Consider the following 15,342-nt stretch of genomic DNA (forward strand, 5'->3'; position numbering starts at 1 on the left):
GAATTCATGAGTAAAACATTTATACATTTCAATTTTTTAGGGCTCAAGATAAATCCTCAACGGGAAAATTTCTTTCTGGTTGTTAGGGGAAATAAATGGTAACGCCAAACAGTTAATTTAAAACCATTAGAGGATTAACGTTACCTTCTACAAATGATCTAACAATTCTAACGTTAAGATAGTAACGCACTAATTAGCGAGTACAGTACATCCTAAAAATTAGCATTAAAAAGCTCAATATCACTCACTCTATTGAAAGAAAGGATAACATTTCAGACACAAATTAACACATTATTAAACTGAAAAAAAATGCATACAAGCCTTTCTAATCTTTTTTTCTTTTTTTTTTCTTCAATTCTATATAAATTCACTGAATATAAACTTTACTCTTTTCCGATACTTTTATACTAGCCTACTATTAGCTTGTATCAACCTGCTATACAATGGTAATATAGGAGCAGAAATCTATTTATAAAAATAAAGCGTTTTATACTATATGAGTCGAAAGAGAAATAGAATGGAGATAATAGCCAATATTTTAGAAGAATGTAAAGGAGGAATTAAGAAGACTAGATTAATGTATAAAACTAACTTAAGCTATGGACTATTCTGTAAATATACTAGATTACTAGAAAAAAAGGGTTTAATAACTTTTGTTGATAATGAATATAGGCTGACCGCTAAGGGATATGATTACCTAAATAGAGTAAAAGAATATATTAATCTCTTGAAAAAGCTTAAGGAGATGAGGGAATCTTTAGAGGATTTAAAGGATGAAAAACAATTAATTAAGAGATGATATATAGTAAAGAGGCTAAAAATTTTGTTTAATATATTACCTCTGACTACTTTTTTGCTTGCAATTATTTTTGGAATATTAACAGAGATAGCTATGAGAAAATATACAAAACAGATAGATAGAAAACAAAAGGAAATCAGCATGAAAAAGACTTTAGATTTTTTGATTTTCTTAACAGAGTTAGTAAGTGATAGCAACGTTACTGATTTACTCCAAGAAATAATGATATATATTACTAGTATGAAGGGAAAAGATTGGGATCAAATATATAATGCTACAATGAAAAAACTAAAACCAATTCAAGATCAATTGAATCAAATTTTAAATCAAATTGAAGAACTAATGAATATACAAAGAATAGCAAGAAAGATAAGATTTTACAATAGATTATTTAGAGAATTGCTTATCTTATTAATCTTAACTATTGCTATTTTAATACCCTTTTCAATAATTAGGAGCTTACTAAACTTCTATTTCTATGCAATATTATTAGCTATTGGTGAGTTCATAATTACATTAATAATATTTTTATTATTAATAATTAACTATAATAAATTAAATATAAATATAATTAAGGAAAATTCTAAGAAAAACACTACAATGGTATACAAGAACAGCAGTAATAATATATCATATTTTATGAATTAAATTCATTTTTCATATTTAGAATCAACACTGGAGCATAGAGTAGGAAAATAAATTAATACGCCATTCCAACTTTCCTTATGCTTTCATTTTTCACGTAATTATTCAGATAGAACCCTAATTAGTGTTACCTTCCAACTCTTTTACCTCTGTAACTATAATGAAATATATCTGGAGAAGATAAGGCAATCTTACGTACTAGGAATCTAACTCCTCGTTAATCTTCCAGAACGTTAGTTTAAAATGAGAATTTTACCTTAGGAAAATAGTAATACTACGAAATATCAATTATCGGAAATACAATTCCTTTTACTTCGTTTTTCTAGAACATAAAAGCTGACTTCTCATTTTAAGACTTTATAATCCTAATATTTCAGGAAAGTTATTAGACTTAACTAAACTCTTCATAGCCCTAGACACAGTTGTTATATAGAATCTGATCTAGGTGGAGTCCTTCAATTAATAATGATAATAAGGCTTAAGAAATTGCTGGAAATACTAACATAAATTATCTTAACACACACAAAAAACCTAACCGTTTACGAAAGGTAATACTAACCTTTTAGGATGGTATACGAATTAAAATTTATTGAATCAATTATTTCCATTTAACAGAGTAATGTCCAGTGCTAAACGGAAAGGATAGATTTAACTTAAGTGTATTATTGCTATTAAATGGACATTTTATTCTCGTATCTTCCCCATTTATTGAATAAAATATTCCATAGTCTTTGGGATTAAAATGAAATTTAACATTAAGACTAAAATTGAATATATTCGGATATAGATTATATTTTATAAATTTCCAATTATTATCTGATTCAATCAAATGAAAATATTTACTTTTAACCGATACTGTATTCCACGATGGTAAATCGTGATCTAAGCTAAAATTTTTAGTATACTTAGAATAGTTTATAATAGATTCCTTAATTCTTATTTTCTCATATCCTATTACTCTTGCTAAGATCTCCTTCACTTCTACTAGATATAATTTAGTTGTTGTGGGTATTATATTTATTAAGATTTCAGATTGAGCCCCTTCATGATCATTGGTAATATTGGTTAGTATTGAAATGTTGTATACAAAGTACTTAGGAAAATCACCTAGAAGTAATAAACGATTTCTTCTTCTTTTAACTATCTCATTCCTCGTCAAGAATTGAATAAATTTATGTATATTCTTAAGATTTTTTTCTTTAAGTTCAGAAATATCTAAATAGCCTCTCATTTTTAATTCTTCAATTGTTAGTGCACAATCATAGAGGTTCACCATAACTATATCTACTCTCGAAATATTATAAGCAATATAGTAAAACTGTCCAGAAATAGTTTATACCAAATCTCAAAATCATACATGTAATCTATTATTACATGATATAGCTTTCTATCTAGTAAAGCCAGAATATTATAAAGCAGTTATATATAGAATTTTTATTAATGAAATAAATAATTTTGGCTGTCATGCGTATACTATCTTAAAATGTAGTTAGCTTTTTCAGAAACATCTTAGCATTATTTTTAACACTGGTCCTTAGATATTATCTCCCATTTATTTATGATAATACAGGGCTTAACAATTTAGATTTTTATTACAAATTATATCTAGTTGATAAAAATAATTATAAGCAAAACGACGTTAATGTTCTTGTATAGTTCCATTAAACTACTGTTAAAAAGAGTAAATTCGAAATGAAACAAGAATTGGCTCTTCCTTTATTATTTTATCTAAATATATTAATGTAAAATTTTGTTATAAAATTATATATGAAACCAGAATTTAATTGATCTACAACTTGACAATTTGATAATCTTCACTTCATGAAATGTTTTTCCTTGCTTTTCTTCTATTATTTCGACATCAGGTGGATACTCTAGCCTAACTGATTTTATTACTCTTTTCTCGTTTTTAGTTAAGTAAGTTTTAGCACTATATGTCATAACATAATTTATAGATTCTGTGATAAAGTAATCCATAGGAGGAAAATACTTTAGATAGAACTCATATTCATAATTATAAGTTTCTCCTGGCTTAATCTCAATATCACTATCAAGGTAAAATATATAGTACTTATCTGAAATATTCTTAGTTAAATCTATTTCATAATTATTCCTGCCCTTAAATATAAACGGCATATCTAAAAGTACGTCTCCGAAAATTTTGACTATAATCCCTTTTAAAGGTAATATCGAGTTGTTATATAGCCTATTCTTGATTAAATGCTTCATTATTATATGATTATCAGTAATTTTAATTATTTCATTTATAACGCTATATTCTAAAGAAACTACAGTATTTTGTAATATTGTATAACCATTTTCTCCAAGACCCAAATCTTTACACTCAGCTATCAAACCAATTGTTTTCCCTTTTTCCAATAAGTTTGTAAGAGTTTGAGGATGAAACATTGTCTCCCTTCTTATTTGGGAAAAGGTCACACATAACGAACCATTACGATAAATTAATTTACTAATTACCTCAGCTACTTTCATCAGATTTGGCTCAACCTTTACGTAGCTCATAAATATTAATTTGTTAACTGACTATTTTTAATTTTTCGGTTATTAGGGTTTTTCTGATTGTTGATTAATCATTTTGCTATGTGACTCAATTTACCGTCTTTAAGATTGGCAACTATCTGTACAATAATCAATTTCTTGGTAATAAGAGTTAAGTTTTTATTATAAAAGTAATTTTCCAAAGATATATGATATTTCGAATTTTCTTAAAAGCAATAAATTAAACTTATTGGTAGTGTAATTATTACGCTATACATTTTGTTTTTATTTACAGGGTATATAGAAATCTTATTTTACACTTATATACTGAGAATTTATACAATAAATATATAGCTAAATGCTAAACGCTATCAAAATCAATAGTAAAATTCGCCTTATCTATACTTTTTATGGCCTACATGTTTCAGTTATAAAAATACGTACTATTATCGTTAAAGGTAATAACACGTTATTTAAAATCCTAGTTTATAACGACTTATGGTTGATTACTAACTGGTAGTACATAATATCTGAAGAATTAACGTTGCTATTCATTTTGATAAATTAATTGATATTAAGCTTTTTAGTGATAGTTCTAGAGATACTACGTACTAAGTAATTGTAGCACATTAATTTTTCCTTGAATTAGATATATATATTATTAAGTCAAAAGTATAATCTAGCTGGTAACAATTACATGATGTACTTACTATCAAATCTTTAAGGCTTCATGCGAACGCCTCTAGCAAATGTGAGGATTTGTCACCGTAGGAGTAAGTCTAAACTTCCCTACATATTCTCGTCAATAATTCACCTAAATCGAGAGGAGATATTTTATTCTAATAGCTAACGGAATTGCGTATACACTCTTGACTAATAAAGTATAAATATTTAACTAAATCTATATCCTTTTACGCTAGATTATATATGCTTAAGAGAGTCTTTGAAATATATATTATAGGAGGAAACATGTAGGTAATAAGTGGTTAAGATCTCTATTAATCAAGCTATTGATTGCTTCTATCAATCTAGTAATAGAATCGTAATAATAGTGAGATCTGGTGAATTTCAAATGAGTTCTTAGGTAATGGTATTAGAATAGTACCTATTAGTTAATATTTGGTCTAAGAAATTTCAACAATAAGACTAATTAACTTAGTGTATATTTTTATCTACATGCTTTCATCTTAGATATTTATTGGTAGTATATTCGAATCTACATGTTTGAAATACATAGCATTATAAATTGGGAGTGTTCTCATTTAGTTATCCTATTCGATATCTTATAGTAAAATTATAACAGGTTAGGAATTCTGATATTAAGAGAGCCTAAAGATGTAGACCTTAGGCGAGAAGAAACTAAAGTCTAAATTCAATTTTAATTTTTATTTAAGGGTAAAGGATTAAGTGTGATTTCATGAAAAGATGAAACCCAAATCCCTAATTTATATACCTTATAATATATTCCATTATGTAAATATATGCACATAACTAAGATAATTCTATATTTTAAAATAAAAATGTTAATTAAGTTAATATGTGTGGAAGACCTCTTATCTAACCTTTTATTTCAATACTTTCTGTTTTGCCTCTACAAACTGTTCAGCTTCAGTAGAACCTTCCATTGCAGTAGTGGACGCTTCTCCCCCAGATGCTATTGTTAACACTAGGTCGAAGTAATCTGTTCCAACCTCTCTCTGATGACTTACGGCCGTATATCCTTCTGCTTGAGCCTGGAACTCTGACTCCTGTAGTCTTACATATGCTGGCATTCCTTCGTTTCTATATGCTCTCGCCAATTTGAATGTATGGTAGTTAATTAAGTGCCAACCTGCAAGGGTTATGAATTGGAATTTATAGCCCATTTCTCCTAATTCGTTCATGAACCTACTGATTTTGGAATCATCCATAAATTTCTTCCAGTTAAATGAGGGGGATAGGTTATACGCTAACAACTTACCGGGGTAATGAGTGTGGATAGCCTCTGCAAATTGTCTAGCCTCTTCCAAATCTGGCTTAGAAGTCTCAAACCATAATAGGTCCGCATAGGGTGCATAAGCTAATCCTCTGGCAATAGCGTATTCGATACCTCCCCTAATCTCATAATATCCCTCTGATGTTCTTTTTCCAGTTAAGAATTGATTATCAGTCTCATCTACATCGTTAGATAAGTATTTCGCATTTAGTGCGTCTGTCCTTGCTATTAGTATTGTGGGTACTCCTAATACGTCAGATGCTAGTCTTGCAGCGTTTAGTACTCTTATAAATGCACTTATTGGAATTAGAACTTTTCCTCCTAAATGTCCACATTTTTTCTCCGATGCTAATTGATCTTCAAAATGTACGCCCGCAGCCCCTGCCTCTATTAAGGCTTTTGTTAGTTCGAAAGCGTGAATTGGACCACCGAAACCAGCTTCAGCATCTGCAACAATAGGCAGTAAGTAATCGATATCGCGTTTACCCTCACTCCAAGATATTTGGTCAGCCCTTAAAAGAGCGTTATTTAACCTCTTTACTAAGTTTGGAACACTGTTAGATGGATATAAGCTCAAGTCTGGATAAGTTTGATTTGATAAATTGTTATCAGCAGCTACTTGCCATCCACTTACGTAAATTGCTTTAAGGCCCGCTTTTGCCATTTCAACTGCTTGGGAACCCGTTAATGCCCCAAATGTTGCTATATAGGGCTCAGTATTTAGCAAGTTCCAAAGTTTATGAGAGGCTAATTTAGCTATACTATACTCAATTCTGATAGATCCCCTTAATTTTACCACATCCGAGGGCTTATAATTTCTCTTTATTCCTTTCCACCTTGGATCTTCGGACCACTCGTATTCAAGTCTTTTTTCCTCTTCACTCCATTTATCTCGGATGTTCATTTTTATATCCTAATCTATATACACATATTTTAATATATAAACTTTAACGTTAAAAGTATATATTCTCACGTATTTTGTTTAAAGATATTTTATTAACTTCCTGACATAGTTTAAAAAGTTTTCATATTAAAAGGGATTCATAGTTGACGTTTCCATGTAAAATTGTCAGGAAAAAAAATTTTATTACGCCCTAAAAACTGAAATTAACCCGAAGTTTTTAGCGTGATTATTAGAATTTTCTTTATCTCCAAGTGTGAAAATTAAACAGTTTTTAACTGGCTTAAAGTCATAACATGTGTCAGTCTTAACTTATGAATTTCCTTAACATAAAATTAGGGAAAATAAAAAGTATTCAAATCAAGAAGTAATGCACTAAGATAGACTTATGTAGATTTCAAACTTTATTAAAAATTATATTTACTTTAAAAAGAAAGAAAAGAAAGAGAAATTAAACTGCTTATCAGTAATTATCATAAACATAGTCATATAACTCCAATACCCACTTATCTAGTTCTCCTTTTCTTACCTTATCTTCAACCATTTTTCTAAACGAGAATATACTATCCATGACCTTTGACCTCCTCTCTGGATCTAACGGCGATAGTATGAAGAGAATCTTCCCACTATTCATAATGTACTTGGGATATAGCATCTGTTTCATTAAAATTTCCATTATTACTGGAGCCATAGCTCTGTCAAACCTTGGGGCTAAATTAATAAGCTCTTCCTCGATCTCAGAGGCGTCAGCGTTAAGAATTTTTGCCAACTTCTGTGCAGCTTCTTTAGCCGACATTTCTCTAAACGGACCTGACCTATAAGCCTCGGAAACTACCTTATATACCTCTTCTACTGTGGAAGTATTATTTGTCTTTCCAAAGGTTTCCGCTATTTTCCTAGCTGCTCTCATATCTTGTTCTTTGTAAAACTCATATGTCCAATCTAAGTGTAACTCCCATAACTTCTCGAATATGTCCTTTATCTTAGTCCCCTTTGTAACCTTTAGAACATCTTCAGCTGGAATTACACCGTCCTTAGTTAACTTTGATCCCTTAATATATCCATCCTTTGTGAAGCTAGCGTCTCTATTTATCACACTCCATAGCCAAGAAGTGAATATTCTATAGGTAGCTAGATCATTCATGAATCTTTGCTTTAATTCATAATCATCTATTGCTGCAGCTAAGTTACCATTAAGCAATTGGAAACCATAATTTGCTGCCATATAGAATGCGTGTTGAACATGCTCCGGTGTAATGTCTCCCTCTGGGATGTCATATAACGAATGCCATAGGTCTTTTCCACCCCATAATTCCTTATTAAATAGTAACTTTTCGGGAGTGTTAATCATTTCCTTAGTTATAACCCAAGGTGTTATTTTTCCTCTTTCATTAATTAGACCAAGTTTTTGGAATAATGCTCTCTCCTCTGGTGTTAGTCCACTATCCACAGTAGGTAATTTGGTTCCCTCTACTTCAATATAGTTAACTGGTGCATCAATTATTTTCTGTAATTCCTCTAGGCTTACCCTTAAAGGTTTACTCCCCGCCTCTACGTAAGCCTCTTCCTTGGTTGCAACCCAACTCTGTCTAAACATATCATAAAGTTTACCCTTTACTTTGCCATTAATTACCTCCTCTAAAGTAACTTTACCTTCAACTTTATCCTCTGCTACAAAAATAAGCCCTATTAGCCTCTCTCTTAACTTATCTAACTTCATTCCCCTTAATGCCTTTAAGTTGTATCTATTTCTCCCGAACGGATCAGTTTGAGGATAAAGCATTACTGCTGCCATACCACCTACTGGAGCTGAATCGGCTTCACCATTCTTTGCCCCAGCCAATAGCATCATAAGTGCGTTATACTTTTGATAAGCCATCATGTTTGGTGAGGTCATGGTAATGTTTTGGGGATCGGGAAGTACTTTCTCTTGTAACCACATCTCAATTAAACTTCCCAAGTAGTCCCATCTACCGTTATTTGATTTAATGAGCCTCTCACGAAATATCCACAGTATTATAGGGAAAAATCTTCCCGCATTAACCTCTTCGTAAAGGAGAGCGATCTTAAGTGTACCTATCTTAAGCCCTAGTTTAGACTCAATTCTTCTCAAGATCTTTTCTATTACCAATGCCTCATCCGGTGTCTGTGTTTTAGGCAGATAGAAATATACCCCAGAGCCTGCGCTCTTTAGGCTATTGTAATTATTTAGGGTATATATGACGGCAGAAACAATTATAGCCGGTACTGGTTTACCATTTAGCGTTATGTCAAAATCCAAGAGGTGCAATCCAGGAAGTCTGTGAAAAATCACAGGCCACTTATCTCTAGGTTTGTTTAGGCTATACGTTTTCCCCTTCTCGTAGTAAGGATTTGGAGCCTTACCGGAGAGAAAGAGTTTTACGTTCTTTCTTCCCTCCCATACGTCAGCAGTTGTTTTACCAGAACCAAAGGGAATATACCATGCGGGTGAAGCATCTTCCTCATCTTCCATAACACATGCCACGTCTGAATTTATTTGATTATATGCCCTACTTAGAGGATACCAAGGTCCAGTGATTTCTAATCCCGGGTTATTAAGGGGGTGTGCGTCTTTTGGTATAGGTACATTTTCATTTAACCTCCACCTCAGCTTCGACTGTACTCCTAGGAAATTGTCTATCATCCCTTGAATGATTTCCCTAAAGGTTCTCTTATTTCCATCAGCGTCTACAAAAACTTCGTCGAAGGATGGGAAAGCACCCTTAGAGGTAACGGGATCTTTTGATTCTAACCATTGTCTCCTTTTATTAATAACCCTTCTTATCTCATCCGAGAACTCAACTGCAAGCTCTTCAATGAGTTTTTCGACACTTACAATCCTATCGTTTATGGTCTTTTCTCCGAAGAGGTCACTATACTTTTGATATACCTCTTCAGAGATTTTAAGGCCAAAAGACATTTGATCCCCCAAATTTCAAAAGTTAGAGTATACTATTAAATTTTTCTAAAAAAGTTTCAATTAGACATATGAAGTACTTTGTGGAAGGATTTATCTCCTTTTTAAATGCGCTTCTTAAGTTTTAAAGTAAAAATTGTATCTTGCAATCTGAAGAAAACACTTTTCCTTATCGTTTGGTTTTATGCTAGCTAAATAAATTAAGAGGAAAATGGCTTCCTTGTTATCATAATTATTTATTTGGGATTTGGGCTTCATAGGATTTCATAATATTTAATATCAATCCTCAACCCTTGGGCTTCACCAAAGTCACGGGAAAACCCGCACATACTCCTCCACCTCTTTAGCGGGATAACCCCAACCCACACCCGTGGTATTTCACGGATGTGGGCTGAATCCTTTCTCACGTTAATAGAAATCTTTTTATATTTATTTATTATCAACTAATCTTGTGGAGAGACTACTGAGACCTAAGGAGGCTTGCCAACTACTCAGCATTTCATACTCAACACTCCTACGGTGGATTAGAGAAGGAAAAATAAAGGTGGTAACGACTGAAGGAGGGAAGTATAGGATACCTTACAGCGAGATAAAGAAGTACTTAGAGAAGAGGGAAGAGACGAGGGCTGTAATTTACACTAGGGTCTCCTCTACCGATCAAAAAGAGGACTTGGAGAGACAAATAAACTACCTAACAAATTACGCAACGGCAAAAGGTTACAAAGTGGTTGAAGTACTGAAAGATATTGCAAGCGGGTTAAACACACAAAGAAAAGGATTGCTTAAGTTATTCAAACTTGTTGAGGGAAGGAGCGTAGACGTCGTATTAATAACATACAAAGATAGGTTAACAAGATTTGGATTTGAGTACATTGAAGAGTTCTTCTCAACCATGGGAGTTAAGATTGAAGTAGTTTTCGGTGAGGAGCCCAAAGATGACGCACAAGAGCTAGTTGAGGACTTAATTTCCGTCGTTACATCATTCGCAGGGAAAATTTACGGAATGAGGAGTCACAAGAAAACACTCCTAGTTCAAGGCGTAAAAAAGCTAATAGGTGAGTTGAGTGGAGAGGACAGTGAAGTTAAGGGTTAGGGTTGACTATTCTACATACTCAGCACTTAAGGAGGTCGAGGAGGAGTACAGAGAGGTTCTAGAGGAGGCAATAAATTATGGGCTGTCAAACAAAACTACCTCCTTCACCAGGATTAAAGCGGGAGTTTACAAGACTGAGAGGGAGAAGCATAAGAACTTACCCTCACACTACATCTACACAGCTTGTGAGGATGCAAGCGAGAGATTAGAGAGTTTTGAGAAGTTGAAGAAGAGAGGGAGGAGTTACACTGAGAAACCGTCAGTGAGGAGAGTTACTATTCACCTCGACGATCATCTGTGGAAGTTCAGCCTCGACACGATTTCAATTTCCACAAAGAGGAGTAGGGTTTTCATTTCACCAACCTTCCCTAAGATCTTCTGGAGATATTATAACAAGGGCTGGAGGATTGCGAGTGAGGCCAGGTTTAAATTGTTGAAGGGGAATGTTGTAGAGTTCTACGTCATTTTTAAGAAGGATGAGCCTAAACCTTACGAGCCTAAGGGTTTCATCCCAGTTGATCTCAACGAGAATTCAGTCTCTGTATTAGTTGATGGAAAACCGATGCTTTTAGAGACTAACACTAAGAAAATTACTCTGGGCTATGAGTATAGGAGGAAGGCAATAACTACTGGTAAGTCAACTAAGGATAGGGAAGTGAGGAGGAAGTTAAAGAGGCTGAGGGAGAGGGATAAGAAAGTAGACATTAGGAGGAAATTAGCCAAGCTGATCGTTAAAGAGGCTTTTGAAAGTAGGAGTGTCATAGTTTTAGAGGACTTGCCAAGGAGAGCTCCGGAGCATATGATAAAGGACGTGAAGGATAAACAACTTAGGTTGAGGATTTATAGATCTGCATTTTCCTCAATGAAGAATGCTATTATTGAGAAGGCTAGGGAGTTTGGTGTCCCCGTGGTCTTAGTTAACCCATCTTATACTTCTACTGTTTGCCCAATTCATGGGGCGAAGATCGTTTACCAACTCGATGGGGGCGATGCCCCAAGGGTTGGTGTTTGTGAGAAGGGGAAGGAAAAGTGGCATAGGGATGTAGTTGCACTGTACAACTTAGCGAGGAGAGCTGGAGATGTGAGCCCCGTGCCGTTGGGCTCGAAGGAGTCCCATGACCCACCTACAGTAAGTGGGTGGTTGAGGGCTAAGTCCCTACACTCGATCATGAATGAACATAAAATGATTGAAATGAAAGTGTAGGGACAAACGGAAACCCTAGTACTTCCAGTAAGTTTTTGTATTATTACTTCTTATTTTATGATATCCAAACGAATAAGAACTTTGTGGAATTATTACCGCACGTCTTGAGGAAAATATTAAGGGATACGTTCAATTGTCTATCCAGAGTTAACCCACACTTCTCATACCTAAAAGTCCTACCTACCTTTCGGCTTAAGATTTAGGGGAATAACTTCATCATTGCCTAAAATTGTTGTGAACACAATAAATTTGTCTTAACAGTTGAATTCCATTTCAAGTTTTTCGTCGGGAAACATAAGTATTTAAATTTTAAAATAATATATTTATTTACCATGTCAAATAGTGGAGGAAAGGACTGGAGAACAGCACTAAAGGTAGCAATATCAGCCAATTTGGGTTGGGGATTTGAACTATTTGATTTAGTAGTTTACCTATATGTTGCAACTACAATATCTCCTCTATTCTTTCCTTCTTCAAGCAAAATAGCTAGCTTATTGCTTTTTTTATTAACTATAGTTATTGGATATTTTGCTAGACCTTTAGGAGGTATATTCTTTGGACACTATGGAGATAAGATAGGAAGGAAGCGAATATGGTTTGTTTCACTGCTTGGAATGGGTATTGCCACTACGCTAATAGGATTTTTGCCCACTTATAATCAAGCTGGTATACTTGCCACCTTATTACTGATTTTGTTACGAATATTACAAGGCTTTTTCTTGGCAGGAGAATGGGGAGGAGGAATGACGTTAGTTAATGAGTTTTCTCCAAGTAATTTAAGGGGATTAATGAGTGGTATACAGCAAGGAGGAGCAGCCTTGGGTTTAATATTTGCAGTAATTGCTAGTGAAATAGCTTCATCTTTAGCTCCTGGTGCTGCCTTTACTAAATATGGTTGGAGAATTATGTTCTGGTTTGGTATTATTCCATTAATAATAGCTTTAACTGTAAGATGGAAGGTTGGGGAAAGTATTGAATGGCTAACTAAGGTAGCAGATAAACCTGAAAAAATTCCTATTGCAACTGTTCTTAAGAAATGGTGGAAGCTGGTTATAATAGCTGCTGTAGTGCTGTTTAGTAGTGGATCCATATATTACGGAATTATAGCTTATATGCCCACGTTTTTTGAACTTTACACACATTTATCGATATATGAAATAGATAATATTGTATTGGCAACCAATTTAATATGGTTATTCCTATCTCCATTGACTGGTTATTTGAGCGATGTATTGAAGATGAGAAAAATACTAATAGCAATACTAGGATTCGTAATTGGTATCCTAATATATCCAATAATAAATTTGCTTTATACCGGCTCATATATCTTAAGCATCTTAGTTGGTATGCTAGTAGGATTTTTATTCGCATTTCAATATTCAATATTTCCTGCTTGGTTATCTGAAAACATAACTACTAATGTGAGATATTCATACATAGCTTTCTCAATCAATTTAGGAGTAGCACTTTCGTCTTTTGCACCGTACATAGTAACAGCGCTAGGGTTAATTTTTCATAATCCAGTTTTAGGTATTGCAATTTTTGATATATCTGCCTCAATATTGGGAGGAATAGCTGCCTTACTATCGCCCCAAGATAAAGTGGGAATGCAACTTAGTTGAAAAAGTCAACTTTTTTCTTCTTCTTTTTTTCTTAGCTCAAATCTCTTTAATTTACCAGTCTCGGTTCTAGGTAATTCCTTAACGAATTCTATTTCTCTAGGATATGCATATAAAGCTAGTCTATTTTTGACAAATTCCTGAATTTCTTGTACTAAGTTATCAGATGGCAAATATCCATCCTTTAGTACTATAAATGCCTTAATTATATTTCCTCTCAACTTATCTTGCTTACCTATTACCGCAACTTCTTGAACTGCGGAATGTTGTAATATTACGCTCTCTATCTCCTCCGGTCCTAATCTATATCCAGAAACCTTTATTACGTCGTCTCCTCTCCCTTTAAACCAAATATACCCATTTTGATCCATTAAACCTAGATCTCCCATTAAGAACCAATATCCCCTAAACTTCTTAGCAGTAGCTTCTGGATCCTTGTAATATCCTAGAAACAATACTGGGTCTTCCATCCTTACTGCTATTTCTCCCACTTGATTTATTACCTTATTGCCTTTTTCATCAATAACTGCTATCTCATGACCAGGAGTAGCTTTGCCTATAGATCCTATCTTACGCCACATGGAGTTATTTACGGTAACTAAATTAGCCTCTGTACAGCCATAAAATTCATTAACATTAGGAGACAATTTTTTGATTGCCCACTCAAGCAGATCCTCTCCCACAGCCTCTCCAGCACTACTAATTGCCCTTAATCTTAAGTCATAATCTCTCCTTGGATTAATAACTTCCCTTCTAATCATTCTTAAAGCAGTAGGAGGGATGAAAGCACAAGTAACTTTATATTTCTGCATTATGGCTAGTGCGTCTTTAGGTGAGAATTTCCCTAGCCGTCTATATGCTACTATTGGCTTCCCAAAATAGAGGCTAGGCAATAGCACGTCACCTATAGCTCCAATCCAACCCCAATCTGCGGGCGTGTAAAATACATCCTCTTCTTTTGGTGCCATTTCAAAATAGAGCTGATAAGCTGGAATATGTCCCAACAGAAACCTGTGAGCATGAAGGACTCCCTTTGGTGCCCCAGTACTACCAGATGTATAAAAGAGCTGGGCTGGTTCATCGCTCTTAGTATCTACCGCATAGTACACTCCAGAGGTCCTTTTAACCTCATCGAAATTAATTTCACTTTCATCTCTAGCACTATCAGCGACTATGATCTTAGTTATATTCCTTAATTTCTGTCTAACCTCTCTTCTTGAACCTTCAATTATTATGGCCTTGGCATCACTTTGCCTTATTCTATATTCAACAGACTCTACACCCATTAATGGTGAAATCGACAAACTAATTGCTCCAAGTCTATATAGCGATAAAATACTTATTACAGTTTCCACCCTAGGCTGTAAGTAAATACCAACGACATCCCCTCTTTTTACTCCTATTTCTCTTAAAATTGTTATTAAAGAATCGCTAAGATTCTTCAATTGAGTGAAAGTATAAGCAAAATGATTACCTTCCTCGTCTTCATAGTATATTGCGATGTTATCTCCTAACCCTTCCTTAATCTTTCTGTCTAATATCGATTCTCCTATATTAAAGTGTGATGGAATATTCCATTTGAATGTTCTTACGAGCTCATCATAACTATGAAATCTAATTTCTCTCAAATCTACCTCGAGCATAAGAAGATTATCTCAATTCCAGTATA

At 33.7% G+C, this 15,342-nt stretch carries 10 protein-coding genes and 1 pseudogene; 5 read left to right on the top strand and 6 right to left on the bottom strand.

Translation table 11 applies throughout. The features are described 5' to 3' along the window. The first annotated feature begins 496 nt into the window (after positions 1-496). Entirely contained in the window at positions 497-799 is a 303-nt protein-coding gene (locus YN1551_RS11360; RefSeq protein ID WP_012717877.1) for a winged helix-turn-helix domain-containing protein, read from the top strand. A 24-nt stretch (positions 800-823) separates the two neighbouring features. Continuing rightward, positions 824-1,447: a hypothetical protein gene (locus YN1551_RS11365; protein ID WP_012717878.1), complete on the top strand. Its 624-nt coding sequence runs from the start codon at positions 824-826 to the stop codon at positions 1,445-1,447. A 595-nt stretch (positions 1,448-2,042) separates the two neighbouring features. Here the strand turns inward: YN1551_RS11365 and YN1551_RS11370 are convergent. From YN1551_RS11370 to YN1551_RS18120, 5 genes and pseudogenes are all read right to left on the bottom strand, one after another. Further along, positions 2,043-2,720 (bottom strand): hypothetical protein, encoded by a 678-nt coding sequence (locus tag YN1551_RS11370; RefSeq protein ID WP_012717879.1) that lies wholly within the window; start codon positions 2,718-2,720, stop codon positions 2,043-2,045. A 485-nt stretch (positions 2,721-3,205) separates the two neighbouring features. After that, entirely contained in the window at positions 3,206-3,967 is a 762-nt protein-coding gene (locus tag YN1551_RS11375) for a hypothetical protein (protein ID WP_012717880.1), read from the bottom strand. Between the two features lie 1,541 nt (positions 3,968-5,508). Beyond that, positions 5,509-6,822, bottom strand: coding sequence for an isocitrate lyase (gene aceA / locus YN1551_RS11380; RefSeq protein ID WP_012717881.1), 1,314 nt, complete (start codon positions 6,820-6,822; stop codon positions 5,509-5,511). 460 nt (positions 6,823-7,282) lie between these two features. Next, complete coding sequence (locus YN1551_RS11385; protein ID WP_012715705.1) at positions 7,283-9,760, bottom strand: malate synthase; 2,478 nt, start codon at positions 9,758-9,760, stop codon at positions 7,283-7,285. Between the two features lie 251 nt (positions 9,761-10,011). After that, positions 10,012-10,146, bottom strand: a pseudogene (locus YN1551_RS18120) (RNA-guided endonuclease TnpB family protein); the annotation flags it as partial. Positions 10,147-10,208: 62 nt separating this feature from the next. Between YN1551_RS18120 and YN1551_RS11390 the strand changes: the two are divergent. The 3 genes from YN1551_RS11390 to YN1551_RS11400 all read left to right on the top strand — a co-directional run bounded on the left by YN1551_RS11390 (position 10,209) and on the right by YN1551_RS11400 (position 13,676). Further along, positions 10,209-10,850 (top strand): IS607 family transposase, encoded by a 642-nt coding sequence (locus YN1551_RS11390; protein ID WP_012717882.1) that lies wholly within the window; start codon positions 10,209-10,211, stop codon positions 10,848-10,850. Continuing rightward, on the top strand, positions 10,834-12,054 hold the full coding sequence (locus YN1551_RS11395; protein ID WP_012717883.1) for an RNA-guided endonuclease InsQ/TnpB family protein: 1,221 nt from the start codon (positions 10,834-10,836) through the stop codon (positions 12,052-12,054). The genes YN1551_RS11390 and YN1551_RS11395 overlap by 17 nt, the downstream gene beginning before the upstream one ends. Positions 12,055-12,386: 332 nt before the next feature. Next, positions 12,387-13,676 (top strand): MFS transporter, encoded by a 1,290-nt coding sequence (locus YN1551_RS11400; protein WP_012710757.1) that lies wholly within the window; start codon positions 12,387-12,389, stop codon positions 13,674-13,676. 5 nt (positions 13,677-13,681) lie between these two features. Here the strand turns inward: YN1551_RS11400 and YN1551_RS11405 are convergent, their stop codons facing one another. Continuing rightward, a complete protein-coding gene (locus tag YN1551_RS11405) occupies positions 13,682-15,316 on the bottom strand; it encodes an AMP-binding protein (RefSeq protein WP_012715712.1) in 1,635 nt (544 codons plus the stop codon). Positions 15,317-15,342 lie beyond the last annotated feature (26 nt).

The sequence above is a fragment of the Sulfolobus islandicus Y.N.15.51 genome (genome assembly GCF_000022485.1).
GTDB classification, from domain to species: Archaea; Thermoproteota; Thermoprotei_A; order Sulfolobales; family Sulfolobaceae; genus Saccharolobus; species Saccharolobus islandicus.